An 18,724-nucleotide genomic window follows, 5' to 3' on the forward strand; every position below is an offset into this window, starting at 1 on the left:
TTCGCACACGTCGCGGCCGGTGCCGGGCCACCGACCCGGCACCCGGCGCCGACTACTTCTTGCCCGCCTGCTTCCCGTCACCGGAGTCGGAGGAGAGCGCGGCGATGAAGGCTTCCTGGGGGACCTCGACCCGGCCCACCATCTTCATCCGCTTCTTGCCCTCCTTCTGCTTCTCCAGCAGCTTGCGCTTGCGGCTGATGTCACCGCCGTAGCACTTGGCGAGCACGTCCTTGCGGATCGCCCGGATGGTCTCCCGGGCGATCACCCGGCTGCCGATGGCGGCCTGGATCGGCACCTCGAACTGCTGGCGCGGGATCAGGTTGCGCAGCTTCGCGGCGATCGTGGTCCCGTACGCGTACGCCTTGTCCTTGTGCACGATCGCACTGAACGCGTCCACCGGCTCACCGTGCAGCAGGATGTCGACCTTGACCAGGTCGGACGCCTGCTCGTCGGTGGGCTCGTAGTCCAACGAGGCGTAGCCCTTGGTCCGGCTCTTGAGCTGGTCGAAGAAGTCGAAGATGATCTCGGCCAGCGGCAGCGTGTAGCGCAGTTCCACCCGGTCGGCGGAGAGGTACTCCATGCCGAGCAGATTGCCCCGGCGCCCCTGGCAGAGCTCCATCACCGCACCGACGTAGTCGTTCGGGGTGAGCACGCTGGCGCGCACCGTCGGCTCGTACACCTCGGCGATCTTGCCGGTCGGGTACTCGCTCGGGTTGGTGACGACGATCTCCACGCCGTCCTCCTGGATGGCCCGGTAGACCACGTTCGGAGCGGTCGAGATCAGGTCCAGGTTGAACTCCCGCTCCAACCGCTCCCCGATGATCTCCAGGTGCAGCAGGCCGAGGAAGCCGCAGCGGAACCCGAAGCCCAGTGCCCCGGAGGTCTCCGGCTCGTAGGTCAGCGCGGCGTCGTTGAGCTTGAGCTTGTCCAGCGCGTCCCGCAGCGCCGGGTAGTCCGACCCGTCGATCGGGTACAGGCCGGAGTAGACCATCGGCTTCGGGTCCTTGTACCCGCCGAGCGCCTCGGCCGCCGGCCGACCGTTGATGGTGACCGTGTCACCGACCCGGGACTGCCGGACGTCCTTCACACCGGTGATCAGGTAGCCGACCTCGCCGACCCCGAGCGCGTCGGACTTCACCATCTCGGGCGAGATGACGCCGATCTCCAGCAGCTCGTGGACCGCACCGGTGGACATCATCTTGATCCGGTCCCGGGCACTGATCCGCCCGTCCACCACCCGGACGTAGGTGACCACGCCCCGGTAGACGTCGTACACCGAGTCGAAGATCATCGCGCGCGCCGGAGCGTCGGCGTCGCCGACCGGTGGGACGAACTGCCGGACGATCTCGTCGAGCAGGTGCGGCACGCCGACACCGGTCTTGCCGGAGACCTTGATGCAGTCCGCCGGGTCGCCACCGATCAGGTGGGCCAACTCCTCGGCGTACTTCTCCGGCTGCGCGGCAGGCAGGTCGATCTTGTTGAGCACCGGGATGATGTGCAGGTCGTTCTCGAGCGCCAGGTAGAGGTTGGCCAGCGTCTGCGCCTCGATGCCCTGCGCGGCGTCGACCAGCAGGACGGCGCCCTCGCAGGCGGCCAGCGAGCGGGACACCTCGTAGGTGAAGTCCACATGACCCGGGGTGTCGATCATGTTGAGCACGGCCTGCTCACCGGTCCGCTCGCCCTCGCGGATCGTCCACGGCATGCGAACGGCCTGGCTCTTGATGGTGATGCCGCGTTCGCGCTCGATGTCCATCCGGTCGAGGTACTGCGCGCGCATCTGCCGCGGGTCGACCACACCGGTGAGCTGCAACATCCGGTCGGCCAGGGTCGACTTTCCGTGGTCGATGTGGGCGATGATGCAGAAGTTCCTGATCCGCCCCGGGTCGGTGGCACCAGGAGCGTTCGCGCCGGGATCGAGCGTCGGTGGCACAGCGGTCCGTTCTGGTCGGCTGACGTGAGCGGGCCGGCACCGCCGGCCCCCTCTATGCTCCCACGTCCCCGGCGGACGACCGCCGCGCGGGCGAACCCGGACTCACTCCGGCGGCGGCTCGACGAAGAGGGCGGCCAGCCGGGGCAGCCGCCGCTGGGCCTCGTCGGAGTTGTCGAAGTCCCAGAAGTCGTTCAGGTCCGGCGTCCGCGCCGCCTCACGCGCCACCGGCATGTCGGACGCGGTCGCCTTGCGGTACGCGTCCCACGGCACGGCGAGCATGTCCTCGCACTCGAACTCCTCGCCGCTGAGCGAGGCCGCCCGGACCTCCGGCAACTCGGCCAGCGAGTCCGGGTCGGCGACCGCACGGGCGAAGACCTCCCGGCCCCGTGTCATCAGCCAGCCCCGGAAGTACTCGAAGCCGTCGTCCGAGGCACCATAGTTGATCATGTACGCGGCGCCCCACAGGTCGACCCGGTAGGAGGCGGCGAGCACCCGCCGCTGGTGCTCCGCGTACCCGACGATCTCCTCCGGGTCGCGGGCGGCGAGCAGCGCGACGGCGCGGGCCGCGATGGCGTCCGGCTCCCCGCCACCGGCGCGGGCCCGGTCGATCAGCTGCCAGAAGTCCTCGGTCCTCATGACCCGGCAGTCTGACAGAGAGGTCAGACGGCGGCGGGACCCGACGAGTCCGGCGCGCGGAGCACGGCGGCGACGCCGTACCGGGCAGCATGGTCGGGTGAGCAACCCGGCCCCGCCGCCCGTGCCGTACCACGCGACCGCCCAGCGCCCGCCCTGGCACACCCTGCCGGGGGTGGTCCGCGCCGCTCTGTCGGACCGGCTCGGCGCCCCGGTCGTCGCCGCCGAGACCGCCGATGCCGGTTTCACCCGGGGCTTCGCCGCGGTGCTGCGCACCGGCGACGGCGGCAGCGCCTTCGTCAAGGCCGCGTCCCGCGTCGAGCAGCCGCATCTGGTCGACTGGTACGCCCGCGAGGCGGCCATCCTCAGCCGACTGCCCGCCGGCCTCCCCGCCCCCCGCCTGCGCTGGACGTTGTTCGTGGCCGACTGGTACGCGCTCTGCCTGGAACCGGTCCACGGCCGCCTCCCCCGGTTGCCCTGGGATCCCGCCGAACTGGCCGACACCCTCGCCGGGTACGCCGATCTCGCCGCCGCGCTCGCCGACCCACCATCCGACCTGGTCGCCCTCGGGCTGCCCCGGCTCGCCGACCTCGCCCGCGACGACATCCTCTGGTGGGACGAGGTGGCCGCCGGCCGGGAACCGGTGCCGCCGCTGCCCGATCCGCTGCGCGGGCGGATCGCCGACCTGGCCGCGCTGGAGTCCCGGCTTCCCGGGTACGCCGCCGCCGCGACCGGCCTGACCCACGGCGACCTGCGGGCGGACAACGTCCTGATCGACGGCGCGGGCACCGCCTGGTTCTGCGACTGGACCTGGCTCTGCCATGGCCCGGCCTGGTTCGACCTGGTCAACCTGTTGATCACCGGGTACGCCTCCGGCCTCGACGTCGACACCCTCTTCGCCGCCCACCCGACCGTCGCCGACGCACCCGACGACGCGCTCGACGTGACGCTGGCCGCCCTGGCCGGCTATCACCTCACCGCCGCCGCGTCGGCACCCCCGACCGCGTCGGCCCACCTGCCGGCGCACCAGCGGTGGACCGGCGAACAGGCGCTCGGCTGGCTGGCCCGCCGACAGGGCTGGACCTGAGCGAGCCCGGTCACGCGCCGCCTGCCCGCGAGGGCTGTTTTGGCCCGTGCCGACCGACCTGGTAACCTGGCTTTTCGCGCAGCGATGACGCCTGCTCGTCGTCGCGCGCACAAGCTGACCAACCCGAGCTATCAAGACGAGGCTGTCGCGTGGCGAACATCAAGTCCCAGATCAAGCGCAACCGGCAGAACGAGAAGCGCCGGCTGCGGAACAAGTCGGTCAAGTCGTCGCTGAAGACCGCCATCCGCAAGTTCCACGAGGCCGCTGAGGCCGGTGACGTCGAGAAGGCCACCAACCTCATGCAGGACGCCTCGCGCAAGCTGGACAAGGCTGCCAGCAAGGGCGTGATCCACGCCAACCAGGCCGCCAACCGCAAGTCGGCGATCGCCAAGCGCGTCACGTCGCTCGCTGCCTGAGTTCAGCGACCTCAGACCTGACGGAAGCCCCGGGGCACTGCCTCGGGGCTTCCGCACGTCCTCGTCCGACTCGGGCACAGGTGGTTCAGGAGCCGGGTTCGGCGGTGCGGCGACGACGTCCGGGCACCTTCGGCACGTCCGGGGCGGGCACGATGTTCGTGGTGCCGGGGTGGGCCGGCCGCAGGGTGGGTACGGGCGGGCCGGGCCGACGCGTCGGTGACGACGGCTCCACGGCGGGCAGCGGCTCCGATCGGAGCACGACGCCCGGCACGCTGTGCGGCAGCCAGTCGACCCGGGCCCGTCCCACCACAGGTTCCATCTGCCGCCGGAACCGGTCGCGTTCCTGCTCCGGCACGGCCGCCGCGGAACGGACCACCACGGCCGCCACCATGTCGTTGAGCTTGACCATGACGGCCACCGCCGCCGGGAGCACCAGCACCGCCCACCACTTCACCAACTCGGCGAGCACGAGCAGGGCGGCCAGCGCGATCGCCCCCTCGAAGAAGAGGAAACAGAGCACCCCGCCCGGGTTGACCACACGCAACCCGAGCACCCGGGCGTAGAGCGGTCGGTACCGCTCCTCGTCGGCCGGGATCGTGGCCCAGGAGCCACGGAGGGCTCCGCTCATCTGGCGCCGCCCTGCTGCCGCGCGGCGGCCACCGAGAAGACGGCCTTCTCCAGCGCGTACGCCCGGTCGTCGGAGCCGCCCTTCACCGCCGCGTTGCACTCGGCCGCCGCCCGCATGGCGTCCACCAGTGCGTCCGGCGTCCAGCCCCGGGCCTGCCGCTGCGCTCGTTCGACCTTCCACGGCGGCATGCCCAGACTGCTGGCGAGCTGGTACGGGCTGCCCCGGCCGGCCGAGGCGACCCGGGCCACGGTGCGGATCCCGTCGGCGAGGGCGTCGGCGATCGGCACCGGGTCCACCCCGACGTGCAGCGCCCAGCGCAACGCCTCCAGTGCGGCGGGCAGGTCACCGACCATGGTGGCGTCGGCGACGGTGAAGCCGCTCACCTCCACCCGACCCCGGTAGTACCGGGAGACCGTGTCGGCGCCGATCCGGCCGTCGGTGTCGGCGATCAGCTGCGAGCAGGCCGCCGCGAGTTCCCGCAGGTCGTTGCCGACCGCCGCGATCAGCACCTCGGCGGCGTCGTCGGTGCACCGTGCACCGGCCCGGCGGAACTCGTCCCGCACGAAGGCCACCCGGTCGCGGTGTCCCTTGAGCTTGGTGGCCGCCAGCACCTGCGCACCGGCGGCCTTCAGCCCGTCGGCGAACGCCTTGCCCTTGGCCGCGCCGAGATGCTGGACGACGAGTTGCACCTCGGGGTCGGGATTCTTCGCGTACGCCAGCAGAGCGGCGGTCAGATCCTTGCGGGCGTCCTGACCGGACCGCAGCACCAGCACCCGCCGCCCGCCGAACAGCGACGGGCTCAGCATCTCGTCGATCTCGCCCACGGTGAGCTGCCCCGCCTGGTACTCCCGCACGTCCGCGCCCGGGTCGGCGGCGCGGGCGGCGGTGACGGTTTCGGTCACCGCACGCGTGGCGAGCAGCTCCTCGTCGCCGAGGACGAGCACAATGGGAGCGGCACTGGCGGCGGTCACGCCGCCCATACTCGCACGCTCTGCGGCGAGGTCCAGTCTGCTCGTCGGTACTGTGCTGGCAGACCCCGCACTCAGCGCAAATCCAGACATATTTACAATTAGCCTTCTTTCTCCATAAGTCGGATTCGCTCATCTGTTCGCCCTGGTCAGGTCCACTCCCCCTGCCACCACAGCGAGCCCGGACGGACCGACCACCACGGCCACGTCCCCGTCGAGGTCGGTCCGCAGCACCCGCGCCCCACCTCGACTCAGCCGGGCCAGGACCGCCTCGTTGGGGTGCCCGTAGGTGTTGCCCGCGCCCACCGGCACCAACGCGACCGCCGGCGCGATCGCGTCCAGAAAGGCCGGATCCTGGTACGCGCTGCCGTGGTGGGCGACCTTCAACACGTCGGCCCGCAGCCCGTGCGGCGGCAGGTGTTCCCGCAGCGCCTCCTGCTCCTCGGTCTCCGCGTCCCCGGCGAGCAGGATCCGCACCCCGGCCACGGTGGCCCGCAGCACCAGGGAGTTGTTGTTCGGGTCGGACCTGGTCCCCCGCATCGGGTAGGGCGGACCGAGGACCACCAGGTCGACCGCGCCCGCCTGGTACCGCCACCCGGCCGGGGCGGCCACCAGAGGCGTGCCGTTCGCGGCGGCCGTGTCGTGCACCAGGTCCCGCCCCATCTCCGGCTCCGGCCAGCGAGGTGTCACCACCGTGTCCACCCGACGGTCCCGGAAGACCCCGGCCACTCCCCCGGTGTGGTCGACGTGGAAGTGACTGATCACCAGGAGTGGCACCCGCCGTACGCCGAGCCGGCGCAGACAGGCGTCCGCCGCCGCCGGATCGGGTCCGGCGTCGACCACGACGGCGCGCCCCGCCGCCACCGGCAGCAGCACGACGTCGCCCTGACCCACCGCGCAGGCGACGACCACCCACCCCTTCGGGGGCCAGCCCGGCGCCGCCACCCGCACCGGCAGGGTGCCGACCACGACGGCTGCGGTCAGCACCGCCACCAGGCGGCGCACCACCGGCCGCCGCGCCGCCACCAGCAGGGCCACCGTCAGCGCTGCCAGCAGCAGCGCCCCGGACACCCCACCCGGCCAGGGCAGGTTGCCGGCCGGCACGCGGGCCCCGTGCCGGGCCACCAGCACCAGCCACCACGCCGGCCAGTGCGCCAGCCAGGCGACGGCCTGGGCACCGGCGGGCCAGACCGGCGAGATCGTCGCGGCCAGCACCCCGAGCACCGTGGCCGGGGCGATAGCGGGCACGACCAGCAGGTTCGCCGGGACCGCGACCAGACTGACCGTGCCCGACAGCCCGGCGATCACCGGGGAGCAGGCCAGTTGCGCGGCGGCCGGTACCGCCAGCGCCTCGGCCGCCCCCGCCGGTACGCCCCGTCGACGCAACCCGTCGCGCCATCGTGGCGCGAGCAGCAGCAGACCACCGGTGGCCAGAACCGACAGCGCGAAGCCGGCGTCCCCGGCCAGATCGGGGTCGACGAGCACCAGCACCGCCACCCCGGCGGCCAGGGCCGGCACTGCCGCCCGAGGTCGCCCGGTGGCCAACGCGGCGAGTCCGATCGCCCCCATGGTCGCCGCACGCACCACGCTCGGCGAGGGCCGGACCAGGATGACGAAGCCCACCAGGGCGAGCCCGCAGAGGACGACGGCCAGCGTCGGACCGGCGCGGGCCCAGCGCGCCGCCAACAGCACCGCCCCCACGACGATCGCCACGTTGGACCCGGAGACCGCGTTGAGATGCGTCATGCCGGTGGCCCGGAAGTCCTCCTCGACCGTGTCGGGCAGTGCGCTGGTGTCGCCGACGACCAGACCGGGCAGCAGGCCGCCCGGGTCGTCGGGCAGCGGCGCGCAGGCGCGTTGCAGACCGGCCCGCAGCAGCCCGGCAGCCCGTTGCAGCGCCGACGCCGACCCGAGCCGGACGGGCTCGCCCTCGGCCAGCAGCACCGCACCGGTCAGGTCACCGCCACGCGGCTCGGTCAGGCGGCCCTCGGCCGTGATGCGCTGCCCGGGCAGCAACCCGCGCCAGGCGGGTTCGTCGGCGAGCACCAGCACCCGGGCCGGCGCGGTGACCCGTTGCCCCGTCGGGCCGGTGACGCCCACCAGCCGGGCCGGCACCAGCAACGTCGGCGGGCGGCCGACGATGCCGCCGCGTAGCGCCCGGGGATCGTCCCGGACGACCAGCTCCGCGGTGACCTGCCCGCCCTCCTCGACCAGGGCGCGCAACGGACCGGCGTCCCGCACCGCCAGTCGGGCCGAGGTCGCCGCACCGCCGCAGACGATCCCGATCAACGCCGCCACCACGATCCAGCCGTAGCGTCGGCTGACCGCACCCTGCCGCCCGGCGAACCCGAGCAGGTGCACCGCGACCAGCATCGCCACTGCCGCCGCCACCACGGCCACCAGCAACGTCCGCCCCGCGCCGAGGTGCAGTCCGGCCAGGGCGGTGAGCCAGGCCGCCACGGCCAGCCCGGCCAGCCGGAGATCGGGAACCGTCGCCTCGGCGGTCACACCGTCACCAGGTCCTTCAGCTCTTCGTACCGGGCGTCGCCGATGCCGTTGACCTGACGCAGGTCGCTGACGGCGCGAAAGCCGCCGCGCTGGTCGCGGTGCTCGATGATCCGCTGTGCGAGCACCGGTCCCACCCCGGGCAGCGCGTCGAGCTGCGCGAGCGTGGCCGTGTTCAGGTTCACCCGGCCGCCGGGTACGGCACCGGGTACGGCGACACCGGGCGCCGGGGCGGCCGGTGTCGGCGCCGGTACGCCGACCACGATCAACTCACCGTCGGTCACCTTGCGGGCCGGATTCAGCATCGCCACGTCCACCCCGGGCAGCGCTCCACCGGCCGCCTCGACGGCGTCGGCCACCCGAGCCCCGGCCGGAAGCCGCACCAGACCCGGCCGACGCACCTTGCCCGCGACGGCGACGACCACCTCACCGACGGGTACGGCCGACGGGTCGGTCACTTGCTCGTCACCGGCAGGAACGGACGGGTCCCCGGTGTCGGCGACGCCACTGGGACCGGTGACCGTGACGACCGGCTCGACCTGCGGACGGGACCGCCACGCCCAAACGGCGGCGACGACCACGACCAGAATGGCGACGACGGCGAGCACCCGGACCCCGCGCCGCCCGGGGTCGAACGCCCCGGGCCCGGGCAGCCGGGACGGTGCCGGCGTCGCGTCGGCATTCGTCTGCGCCTCGGCACTCGACCGGCCGGTTCGTGCCGCAGCAGGGTACGGATCGGTGACCACCGTGCCGCCAGGTGCCGAGGGAGACGGCTGCGGACCGGTGGCGTAGGTCCCGGTGTCCGACGAGAACTCCGGGGCGACCGGCGTGTGGACGGGCAGCGCGACGGTCGGCCACTCCACCGGCGCGCGCCGCATCGACGACGACACCGGAGGGTAGCCGTAGGTGTGAGGGCCGGTGACGTGCACGGACATCGGGTCGACGTCCTGGCCTGCCGGTGGCGGTCGACCGGCAGGCACGACGGGATCCCGCGATGTCGTGCCGGGCATCAGCCGCCACAGGCGATCCCGGACCGCCGTCTCCTCGTCGTCGTTGGACACGGCGCGAGGCTAGGACGGCGAGCACGACGCGCGCCGCCGTCGATCGCCCCGGCTGTGGATAACCGGTCGTCTGTGGACAACCGCCTGATCACGCATCGTTCGTGCTATGGCCGGACCCGTCGGACCCGGCGGACCCGACGGACCTCACCGGGCCGGGGATGCTTCCGTGCTGCGCTGCCACCGAGGTCGCTGTCGCCTCCACCGCAAGATCACGCTCGATCCCGGATCGAGTGGTCACCGTCGCGCTCGGATGCCACTCGATCCCGGATCGAGCGTGATCTTCCGCTCGGAGGGCGTGCACCGTTCATTGGCTATGAGCGACCGGCGACAGGGCGGTGACGGCGAGACGAATCCTGCCGAGGGCGACAGGGCGGAGGAGGAGAGCAGCCGGTGGACGACGCCTCCCGCCGACGAACCGGGGCTCGCCTCAGCCCCGCCAGTCCTTGCTGGTCGCTCCGCTGCCGTGACCGGCCCAGGTCAGCGGGATTCCGGATCGAGGCCGAGGGCCGCGCGTCCGCCGTCGACCGGCAGGGTGGCGCCGGTGACGAAGCCCGCCGCCGGGGAGAGCAGGAACGCCACCACCTCGGCGACGTCCTGGGGCCGGCCGATCCGGCCCACCGGGTGCAGGCGGTGTAGCTCCGCCTCGACCCGTCCCGCCTGCTCCGGCGTCTGCGCGGCCAGGAACGCCTCGTGCCGCTCGGTGGCCACCGAACCGAGGGCTACCGTGTTCGCCCGGATGCCGCGCGGGCCGTACTCGACCGCGAGCGCGCGGGTCAGCCCCTCGATGGCGGCTTTCGCCGTGGCGTACGGCAGGCAGCCGGGCACTGGTCGCGCGGCCTGGTGGGAGGAGACGTTCACGATCGCGCCGTCGGTGCCGGCGGCCAGGAAACGGCGTACCGCGGTGGCCGCGCCGACCACGGCGGGGCGCAGGTTACGGGTGATCAGGTCGACCACCTCGCCGACCGGGGCGTCGTGTACCGAGGCGTCCCGGAACACCGCCGCGTTGTTCACCCAGCCGGTCAGCGGCCCGGCGCGTTCGGCCAGGTCGGCGGCGCGGCCGGCGACGCCCTCGTCGGCGGCGTCGCCGACCACCGCCGCCAGTCGCCCGCTCTCCGCATGTTGCTCCACCCAGGACACCGTGCCGGCATCACGCTCGACGATCACGACCGCCTCACCCGTGGCGAGCAGCCGCTCCACGATCCCCCGCCCGACGCCTCGCCCACCCCCGGTCACCACACAGGACATCCGCCCCTCCTCCCACCCCCGCCCATCTTCCCGCATCCCCGCACCCACCCCGTCGATCATGAAGTGATGGCACTTTCATAACGGGACAAAACCGCACGGACCCTCGACCACAACTCCATGATCGGCGAGCCTCGCCCGGGACGGCGGCGAACCTCACCCCGGGGCGGGGGGCGAGCCGCACCCGGGGCGGGGAGGACCGCCAGCCGGGGGAGGCAGGACCCTAGGGGTGGCGGTGGGTGACGACGCAGGCGAGGCCGGGGCCGGCGTGGGCCGCGACGGCGGCACCGGCCTCGGAGACGTACGTGTCGTGCAGGCGCGTGCCCAGCCGGGTCGTGAGCGCCCCCAGCAACGTCTCGGCGCGCTCGGGTGCGGCCAGGTGGTGCACGGCCAGGTCGATCTCCGCGTCTCCGGCCGCCTCGACGGCCAGGTCCACCAGGCGGGCCAGACCACGGCTGGCCGTCCGCACCTTGTCGCACAGGACGATGACGCCGTCGGGCATGTACAGGATCGGTTTGACCGAGAGTGCCGTGCCGAGCAGCGCCTCGGCCGCGTTGATCCGTCCACCCCGGCGCAGGAACTCCAGCGTGTCGACGTAGAAGTAGATGGTGGTCCGGTCGATCGCGGCGACGGCCTCGGCGCGTACGCCGGTCAGGTCGGCACCGCGCTGGGCGGCCCGGGCGGCGGCGATCACCGGGAAGCCGAGGCCCATGCCGCAGGAGCGGCTGTCGACCACCGTCACCCGGTCACCGAACTGCGCGGCGGCCAGTTCGGCGGCTTCCACGGTGCCGGAGAGTCCCGCCGACAGGTGCACCGACACGACGCCGTCCGCACCGGCCTCCAGCAACTGCTGATACGTCCGGACGAACTGTTCCGGGGACGGGCGGGACGTGCTCACCGAGACCCGGCGGGCGCTCAGCGCGCGGGTGGCGTCCGCCGGGGAGGTCTGGACCCCTTCCAGTCCCTCGACGCCGTTGAGCACCACGGTCAAGGGCACCACGGTGAGCTGGTACGCGGGCACCAGCTCGGGCGGCAGGTAGGCGGTGGAGTCGGTCACGACCGCGACGGGCATGCCCGGCACGGTAGCCGATCGGTGCGGTGCGGCGTCAGACCGCTTCGGCGGAGCCCGGCCGGGCGGGTGCGACCGGCGGTACGTCGACCGGGCCGACGTTGTGCGTCCGCATCTGCCACCCACGGTCGGCGTCGTGCCGCAGCTCGGTCCAGTGGCAGTTGCGCAGCGAGCCGACGGCACGGAGCACGCTGGGCTCCCAGCCGAGCAGCTGACCGCAGCCCTGCCGGGCGGCACCGCCGTGGGTGGCCACGACGATCGTGCGGCCGGCGAGTTCGTCGGCGAGTTCCTGAAGGGCGGTGCCCATCCGCTTGCCCAACTCGCTCAACGGTTCGATCTCCGCGCCCGGGTCGGGGTCACCGGCCCGCCAGCGGGCGAACTCCGCTGGGAACTGGGCCGTCGCCTCGGTGAGCAGGAGGCCCTGCCAGCGTCCGAAGTGGCGTTCACGCAGTCGGGCGTCGGAGCGTACCGGCAGACCGGTCAGCGCGGACAGCGCACCGGCGGTGCCCGCCGCTCGGCTCAGGTCGCTGGCGACGATGGCGTCCGGTCGCAGCGCGGCCAGTAGCGGCGCGGCCTGGCGCGCCTGCTCGCGGCCGCGGTCGTTGAGGGGTACGTCGGTCTGCCCCTGCACCCGACCGGCGGCGTTCCAGTCGGTGTTGCCGTGCCGCCAGACGATCAGCCGGGTCACTCGCCGGATCCGCTGGCGGCCTCGGCGCTGGCCAGGTCCCGGTCGACGAAGGGGATGGTGGGGCAGTCCTTCCAGAGCCGGTCGAGGGCGTAGAACTCGCGCTCCTCGGTGTGCTGGACGTGGACCACGATGTCGACGTAGTCGAGCAGCACCCACCGGCCGCCGCGCTCGCCCTCGCGCCGCACCGGCTTGGCCTTCTCGGGCAGTTCGAGCAGGGCTTCCTCGATGGCGTCGACGATGGCGAGCACCTGACGCTCGTTCGGGGCCGCGGCGATCAGGAACGCGTCGGTGATGGCGAGCTGGTCACCCACGTCGATGATGACGATGTCCTGAGCCTTCTTGTCGGCCGCGGCCTGGGCGGCGGCCATCGCCAGCTCGTGAGCGCGTTCCGAAACTGTCACCGTTCTCCCTCGATCACCCGTGCGATGCTCTCAAGCCTCTCACACCCTGCGGATTCCCGACTTGGCGGTTTCACGCAGTAATCGGGACGAAACCGGCTAATCACCCTGGTAGAGCCGCCGTTTCGCGATGTATTGCACCACACCGTCCGGCACCAGATACCAGACCGGTACGCCCCGGGAGACCCGCGCCCGACAGTCGGTCGACGAGATGGCCATCGCCGGCACCTGCACCAGACTGACCGTGTCGGCGGGTACGTGCTCGTCGGAGAGCTCGAAGCCCGGCCGGGTCACCCCGATGAAGTGGGCCAGCTCGAAGATCTCGTCCAGGTCCTTCCAGCTCAGGATGCGTTCCAGGGCATCCGCGCCGGTGATGAAGAACAGTTGGGCCTTCGGGCCGTACTCGGCGCGCAGATCCCGCAGCGTGTCGACGGTGTAGGTGGGACCACCCCGGTCGATGTCGACCCGGCTGACCTGGAAGCGGGGGTTCGACGCGGTCGCGATCACCGTCATCAGGTAGCGGTCCTCGGCCGGGCTGACCGGGACGTCCTCCTTCTGCCAGGGCCGCCCGGTGGGCACGAACACCACCTCGTCCAGCCCGAACCGGTCCGCCACCTCGCTCGCCGCGACGAGGTGGCCGTGATGGATCGGGTCGAACGTGCCGCCCATGATCCCGACCCGCCGGATGTCTTCCCGCACACCATGATCCTATGCCGAATCCGGTTCACGCCGGGCCGGGCCGTGACCCACGGCACCGCCCCGGCGACACCAGGTCAGCTGGGCGTGCCGTCGACCGCCGATCGGGCGTGGAGCGCCCGCCGCAGGTCGTCGTCGGCGTCGGTGACCACCCGGCGCAACCCGGGGGTGAGGTCGTCGCGGCCCAGCAGGGCCTCGGCCGCCTCCCGGGTCGATCGCGCCACCGCGTACCGGGGGAACGCCAGCTTGGCCACCCGGTCGGCCACCCAGGGCGTACGCAGCCGCGCGGCGGCCGGCATGTCGTCGAAGTACCGGGGCACGTACTCGGCGGTCAGTTCCGCCTGCTCGGGGCGCCAGAAACCGGCGGCCGTCGCCTCGACCAGCCGGTTGGACAGCTCGGTGTTCGACACGATGATCTCCCACGCGGCCTGCTTGGCGGCCGGGTCGGGCAGGGCGGCCCGGCAGGTGGCGGCCCGCTCCGCGCCGGCGGCGCTCGGGTCGGTGTCCGCCTCGGCGGCGACCTCGACCGCACCGGCGGCCCCCAGCACCACCAGCCGGGCCAGGACGGACCAGCGCAGCTCGGTGTCGACGGCCAACCCGGCCGGTACGCCCCGACCGGCGAGCCAGCCGCCCAGCAGGTCGGCGTCGGTGGTCACGGCGATCAGGCCCCGCGCGGCGGCCAACTGCAACGACTCCCCCGGCGCGGCACCGTCGAGCAACCGGCGGCAGGCGTCGGCGATCCGGGCCAGGGCCGTCTGCCGGGCCGCCGGGTCGAGGTAGCGGTCGACCAGCGACCGGCTCAGCGCCAGCACGTCCTCGGCGATGATCACCTCGGTCTCGGCGGGCAGCGCCGCCTCGATCAGGTCCACCACCGCCGGCACCGGCCGTTCCCCGTCGGTGGCGGCGTCCAGCGCCTCGCCCCAGAGCAGCGCCCGGGCCAGCGGGTCGGCCAGCCGGGGCAGCAGGAGAGGCACGGCGTCGGCCGAGGCCGGGTCCAGACGGATCTTGGCGAACGTCAGGTCACCGTCGTTGGGCAGCAGGACCGCCGCCGCCGGCTCGCCGACCAACCCGGTGAGCACGGTACGACCGTCGTCGGCCTTCGGGTCGAGGTCGACCTCCTGCCGCTCGGCGGTGCCGTCGACGGCGTACCGGCCGACCCCGATGCGGTGCGGACGCAGCACCGGGTGCGACGGCGGGGCGGTCTGCACCACGGCCGCCTCGGCGTACCGGCCGTCGGCGTCCAGCCGCACCTCGGACCGCAGCGTGTTCACCTGCGCCGTACGCAGCCACGGCTCCGCCCAGTCGGTGAGGTCCCGGCCGCTGGCGGCACCGAGACTGTCGAGCAGGTCCGCCAGGGTGGCGTTGCCGAACCGGTGTCGGGCGAAGTGATCGTTCAGACCGGCCAGGAACGCCTCGTCACCGAGCCAGGCGACCAGTTGCCGCAACACGCTGGCGCCCTTGGCGTACGAGATTCCGTCGAAGTTGAGTAGCCCCTGCGCCGCGTCGACCACCTCCTCGGGCGCGACGGGGTGGGTGGAGGGGCGCTGGTCGGCCGCGTACCCCCAGGCCTTGCGTTGCAGCGCGAAGGTCGTCCACGCCTGGTCGAACCGGGTCGCCTCGGCGGTGACCCGGGTGCCGAGGTACTCGGCGAACGACTCGTTCAGCCACAGGTCGTCCCACCAGCGCATGGTGACGAGATCACCGAACCACATGTGCGCCATCTCGTGGGCGATGGTGGTGGCCCGCTCCTCCCGCTCGGAGTCGGTGACCGCCGAGCGGAAGACGTAGTCGTCGCGGAAGGTCACCAGGCCCGGGTTCTCCATCGCCCCGGCGTTGAACTCCGGCACGAACGCCTGGTCGTACTTGCCGAACGGGTACCGCTCGGTGAAGAGCTGGTGGAACCGGTCCAGGCACTGCTTCGTGATGGTGAAGATCTCGTCGGCGTCGGCGTCCAGGTGCTCGGCCAACGACCGGCGGCAGTACACCCCCAGCGGGATGCCGTCGTGGCTGTCCCGCCGGACGTGCCAGGGGCCGGCGATCAGCGTGAAGAAGTACGTGGCGATGGGCAGCGTGGGGGTGAACTCCCAGCGCCCGGGTGCCGGGTTGGCGGCCGGCGCGCCGTTGGCCGCGACCGTCCAGTGCTCCGGTGCGGTGACCGCGAGCGTGACCGGCGCCTTCAGGTCGGGCTGGTCGAAGGCGGCGAAGATGCGTTGCACGTCGTCCAGGAAGGACATCGCGTACAGGTAGGTCTCACCGTCGGCCGGGTCCACGAACCGGTGCAGCCCCTCACCGGTGTTCGTGTACGCCATCTCCGCCTCGACGGTCAGCGTGTTCTCCTCGGCCAGCCCGGTCAGGACGAGCCGGTTGTCGTCCAAGGCGGCCGGGTCGAGGTCACGGTCGTTGAGGCGTACCGCCAGCAGGCTCGCGGGCTTCACCTCGGCGAAGGTCTCGCTGCCGGTGGCCCGGAACCGGATCGTGACCAGCGAGCGGAACCGCTCGTCGCCACCGGTGAGGTCGAGGTCCACGTGGTAGGAAACGACGGAGATCGACGCGCCACGCGCGGTCGACTCTGCACGGCTCAGGCTCGGCATCCGCTTATCCTGCCCGATGAGGCATCGAACGAGCTTCCCCAATTTCCCTGTACTGGAGGACTGACGCAATGACAGCGCACCCCAAGGGTGACTTCGACCTCTCCCGGGCGGTCTGGCAGCGGGCCGAGGGCGACACCTCGGAGGCGGCGGTGGAGGTCGCCTTCGTCGACGACCTCATCGGTATGCGTAACTCCGCCGAGCCGGACGGCCCGGTGCTGGTGTTCACGCAGGCCGAGTGGGACGCCTTCGTCGCGGGGGCCCAGGACGGCGAGTTCGACCTGGACTGAGCCCACCGCCGGTCGCCCCGGTCGGCGGGTTCGTCCCGCCGTGCCGGACCGGGGCACACGGTGCGCAGGGCCCCACCAGAGTCGTCATTTCTCCGGAGTCGCCCCCGACGGCGGCGCACATGCGAGATCGTCGGAGCCGGGGACCCACCCCGCGACGGTCGCGGGCTCACGGAGGTGACGACGATGGCGCACAGGTCGCTGGAGAAGCCGACCCGGCGCAGAACCCGCGCCCAGCTCGCCGCACTGGTGCTGGCGGTGGTCTTCCTCCTGATCGGGGTGCTCGGGTTCGTTCCCGGCATCACCACGAACTACGGCGAGTTGTCCTTCGCCGGCCACCACTCCGAGGCGAAGCTGCTCGGCGTGTTCCAGGTCTCGGTCCTGCACAACCTGGTCCACCTCGCCTTCGGGGTGGCCGGTCTGGCGCTGGCCCGCAGCGTGGCCGGGGCACGTCTGTTCCTGATCGGCGGCGGCGCGGTGTACCTGGTGCTCTGGATCTACGGCCTGGTCGTCGTCGACCAGGCGGGCGCCAACTTCATCCCGGTCAACGGCGCGGACAACTGGCTGCACCTCGGCCTGGCCCTGGGGATGCTGGCCCTCGGTCTGCTGCTCTCCCGCCGCGCGGGCACCGGCGGACGGCTGGACGACCCGCTGGACCGCCCCTGACCGGGCCCGACCACCTCGACGTGACGGTCGCCGGCAGTCGAACCCGTGTCGGCCGGTGGCGCGCTATCCGGCGTCGTCCGGTGCCGGAGCCGCCTCCACCTCGTCCTCCGGCCGCTGCCGGCGCGCCTTGCGGGCCGCCAACCGCTCCGCCGCGTTGGCCCGGTTCGTCTTCTCCTCCAGCCGCTCGTCGCGGCCCCGGGAGCCCGGCACGTAGTCGGCCCCGGCGTAGAGGGTCGGCCGCCAGTCGAACTCCCGGTCCGCGATGCGCACCAGGTCGCCCGGCTGGGCACCGGCCTTCGCCAGGTGCTCCTCCACGCCGAGTCGGGCCAGCCGGTCGGCGAGGTAGCCGACCGCCTCGTCGTTGTCGAAGTTCGTCTGGCGCACCCACCGCTCCGGACGGCCACCGAGCACCGTGTAGGAGCCGTCGTCCTGCACCTCGACGGTGAACCCGGCGTCGTCGACCGCCCTGGGCCGGATCACGATGCGGGTCGGCTCGGCCGGCGGCACCGCGGCCCGCGCCTGCGCCACCAGCTCGGCCATCGCGTAGATGAACTCCTTGAGACCCTCCCGGGTGGCCGCCGACACCTCGAAGACCCGCAGACCGCGCGCTTCCAGGTCGGGCCGGACGATCTCGGCGAGGTCCCGGCCGTCGGGCACGTCGATCTTGTTCAGGGCCACCATGCGCGGCCGGTCTGCCAGACCGCCGTACTCGGCCAGCTCCGCCTCGATGGTGTCGATGTCGGCCAGTGGGTCCCGGCCCGGCTCCAGCGTCGCGGTGTCGATCACGTGCACCAGGACGGCACACCGCTCGACGTGCCGCAGGAACTCCAGCCCCAGGCCCTTGCCGGTGGCGGCACCCGGGATCAGTCCGGGCACGTCGGCGACGGTGAAGGTGTGGTTGTCGACCCGCACCACGCCGAGGTTCGGCACCAGGGTGGTGAACGGGTAGTCGGCGATCTTCGGCTTGGCGGCCGAGATCACCGAGATCAGCGACGACTTGCCGGCCGACGGGAAGCCGACCAGGCCGACGTCGGCGACGCTCTTGAGCTCCAGCACGACGTCCAACTGCTCCCCCGGCTCGCCCAACTCGGCGAAACCGGGTGCCTTCCGGCGGGAGTTGGCCAGCGAGGCGTTGCCCCGGCCACCACGCCCGCCCCGGGCCACCTCGAAGGTGGTGCCGGCACCGACCATGTCGGCCAGCACGGTGCCGTCGGCGGTCTGCACGACCGTGCCGTCCGGCACGGTGAGCACCAGGTCGCCGCCGTTGGCGCCGTCCCGGTTGGAACCCGCGCCGCCGCGACCGTTCTGCGCCTTGACGTGCGGACGGAAGTGGAAGTCGAGCAGCGTGTGCACCTGCGGGTCGACCACCAGCGACACACTGCCGCCGTGGCCGCCGTTACCGCCGTCGGGGCCACCGAACGGCTTGAACTTCTCCCGGTGGATCGACACACAACCGTGCCCGCCGTCGCCGGCCTGCAGGTGCAGAACGACCCGGTCAACGAACGTCGTCACGCCGCAATCCTTCCAGCGGGGCGCTACCCCGCGTGAGAAATGACGAAGCGGGCCGGGACATCAGGTCCACGGCCCGCTTCGCCTCGAAGCTACTGCTGCGGCACGATGCTGACGGTCTTGCGACCGCGCCTGGTGCCGAACTGGACCGCACCGGCGGAGAGTGCGAAGAGCGTGTCGTCGCCTCCACGGCCGACCAGGTCACCGGGGTGGAACTTGGTGCCGCGCTGCCGGACGATGATCTCGCCCGCGCTGACGACCTGACCACCGAAGCGCTTCACGCCGAGCCGCTGGGCCGCGGAGTCACGGCCGTTACGCGAGCTGGACGCACCCTTTTTGTGAGCCATCTGAGA

At 72.6% G+C, this 18,724-nt stretch carries 18 protein-coding genes; 4 read left to right on the top strand and 14 right to left on the bottom strand.

The features are described 5' to 3' along the window. Positions 1–52: 52 nt before the first annotated feature. Together lepA and ACFYTT_RS29220 are read right to left on the bottom strand one after the other, a co-directional pair. Positions 53–1,930, bottom strand: coding sequence for a translation elongation factor 4 (gene lepA / locus ACFYTT_RS29215; protein WP_131053408.1), 1,878 nt, complete (start codon positions 1,928–1,930; stop codon positions 53–55). A 102-nt stretch (positions 1,931–2,032) separates the two neighbouring features. After that, on the bottom strand, positions 2,033–2,566 hold the full coding sequence (locus ACFYTT_RS29220) for a DUF4240 domain-containing protein (RefSeq protein WP_131053409.1): 534 nt from the start codon (positions 2,564–2,566) through the stop codon (positions 2,033–2,035). 97 nt (positions 2,567–2,663) lie between these two features. On the opposite strand from ACFYTT_RS29220, the gene ACFYTT_RS29225 reads away from it, so the two are divergent. Further along, positions 2,664–3,650: a phosphotransferase gene (locus ACFYTT_RS29225; protein ID WP_387264002.1), complete on the top strand. Its 987-nt coding sequence runs from the start codon at positions 2,664–2,666 to the stop codon at positions 3,648–3,650. A gap of 149 nt (positions 3,651–3,799) precedes the next feature. After that, positions 3,800–4,066 (top strand): 30S ribosomal protein S20, encoded by a 267-nt coding sequence (gene rpsT, locus ACFYTT_RS29230; RefSeq protein WP_131053411.1) that lies wholly within the window; start codon positions 3,800–3,802, stop codon positions 4,064–4,066. A gap of 85 nt (positions 4,067–4,151) precedes the next feature. Here rpsT and ACFYTT_RS29235 read toward each other — a convergent pair whose 3' ends face one another. From ACFYTT_RS29235 to pepN, 10 genes are all read right to left on the bottom strand, one after another. Further along, a complete protein-coding gene (locus ACFYTT_RS29235) occupies positions 4,152–4,694 on the bottom strand; it encodes a hypothetical protein (RefSeq protein WP_236145750.1) in 543 nt (180 codons plus the stop codon). Then, positions 4,691–5,674 carry a DNA polymerase III subunit delta gene (gene holA / locus ACFYTT_RS29240; protein ID WP_387264006.1) on the bottom strand — a complete coding sequence of 328 codons (984 nt, stop codon included), beginning with the start codon at positions 5,672–5,674 and terminating at the stop codon, positions 4,691–4,693. The genes ACFYTT_RS29235 and holA overlap by 4 nt, the downstream gene beginning before the upstream one ends. A 120-nt stretch (positions 5,675–5,794) precedes the next feature. Further along, positions 5,795–8,170: a ComEC/Rec2 family competence protein gene (locus ACFYTT_RS29245; protein ID WP_387264009.1), complete on the bottom strand. Its 2,376-nt coding sequence runs from the start codon at positions 8,168–8,170 to the stop codon at positions 5,795–5,797. Further along, on the bottom strand, positions 8,167–9,177 hold the full coding sequence (locus tag ACFYTT_RS29250; RefSeq protein ID WP_387264055.1) for a helix-hairpin-helix domain-containing protein: 1,011 nt from the start codon (positions 9,175–9,177) through the stop codon (positions 8,167–8,169). Before ACFYTT_RS29250 ends, ACFYTT_RS29245 begins: the two co-directional genes overlap by 4 nt. A 528-nt stretch (positions 9,178–9,705) precedes the next feature. After that, positions 9,706–10,473 (bottom strand): SDR family NAD(P)-dependent oxidoreductase, encoded by a 768-nt coding sequence (locus ACFYTT_RS29255; RefSeq protein ID WP_387264012.1) that lies wholly within the window; start codon positions 10,471–10,473, stop codon positions 9,706–9,708. Between the two features lie 220 nt (positions 10,474–10,693). After that, entirely contained in the window at positions 10,694–11,542 is an 849-nt protein-coding gene (locus ACFYTT_RS29260; protein WP_387264015.1) for a DegV family protein, read from the bottom strand. A 34-nt stretch (positions 11,543–11,576) separates the two neighbouring features. Next, entirely contained in the window at positions 11,577–12,227 is a 651-nt protein-coding gene (locus ACFYTT_RS29265) for a histidine phosphatase family protein (protein ID WP_387264017.1), read from the bottom strand. Then, positions 12,224–12,628: a ribosome silencing factor gene (gene rsfS / locus ACFYTT_RS29270; protein ID WP_131053417.1), complete on the bottom strand. Its 405-nt coding sequence runs from the start codon at positions 12,626–12,628 to the stop codon at positions 12,224–12,226. The genes ACFYTT_RS29265 and rsfS overlap by 4 nt, the downstream gene beginning before the upstream one ends. A 96-nt stretch (positions 12,629–12,724) precedes the next feature. Continuing rightward, a complete protein-coding gene (gene nadD / locus ACFYTT_RS29275; protein ID WP_131053418.1) occupies positions 12,725–13,324 on the bottom strand; it encodes a nicotinate-nucleotide adenylyltransferase in 600 nt (199 codons plus the stop codon). Between the two features lie 74 nt (positions 13,325–13,398). Beyond that, the gene (gene pepN, locus ACFYTT_RS29280; protein WP_387264021.1) at positions 13,399–15,912 is read right to left on the bottom strand and encodes an aminopeptidase N; all 2,514 of its coding nucleotides are present in this window, start codon (positions 15,910–15,912) and stop codon (positions 13,399–13,401) included. 68 nt (positions 15,913–15,980) lie between these two features. Here pepN and ACFYTT_RS29285 point away from each other — a divergent pair, with 68 nt between their 5' ends. Continuing rightward, complete coding sequence (locus ACFYTT_RS29285; RefSeq protein ID WP_093407559.1) at positions 15,981–16,199, top strand: DUF397 domain-containing protein; 219 nt, start codon at positions 15,981–15,983, stop codon at positions 16,197–16,199. Between the two features lie 183 nt (positions 16,200–16,382). Then, the gene (locus ACFYTT_RS29290; protein ID WP_131054911.1) at positions 16,383–16,862 is read left to right on the top strand and encodes a DUF4383 domain-containing protein; all 480 of its coding nucleotides are present in this window, start codon (positions 16,383–16,385) and stop codon (positions 16,860–16,862) included. Between the two features lie 63 nt (positions 16,863–16,925). Here the strand turns inward: ACFYTT_RS29290 and obgE are convergent, their stop codons facing one another. Further along, complete coding sequence (gene obgE / locus ACFYTT_RS29295) at positions 16,926–18,374, bottom strand: GTPase ObgE (protein WP_176095322.1); 1,449 nt, start codon at positions 18,372–18,374, stop codon at positions 16,926–16,928. 89 nt (positions 18,375–18,463) lie between these two features. Further along, positions 18,464–18,718 carry a 50S ribosomal protein L27 gene (gene rpmA / locus ACFYTT_RS29300; protein WP_091077796.1) on the bottom strand — a complete coding sequence of 85 codons (255 nt, stop codon included), beginning with the start codon at positions 18,716–18,718 and terminating at the stop codon, positions 18,464–18,466. Between the last annotated feature and the right edge of the window lie 6 nt (positions 18,719–18,724).

This window comes from Micromonospora sp. NPDC003816 (assembly GCF_042874705.1).
Classification (GTDB): Bacteria; Actinomycetota; Actinomycetes; order Mycobacteriales; family Micromonosporaceae; genus Micromonospora.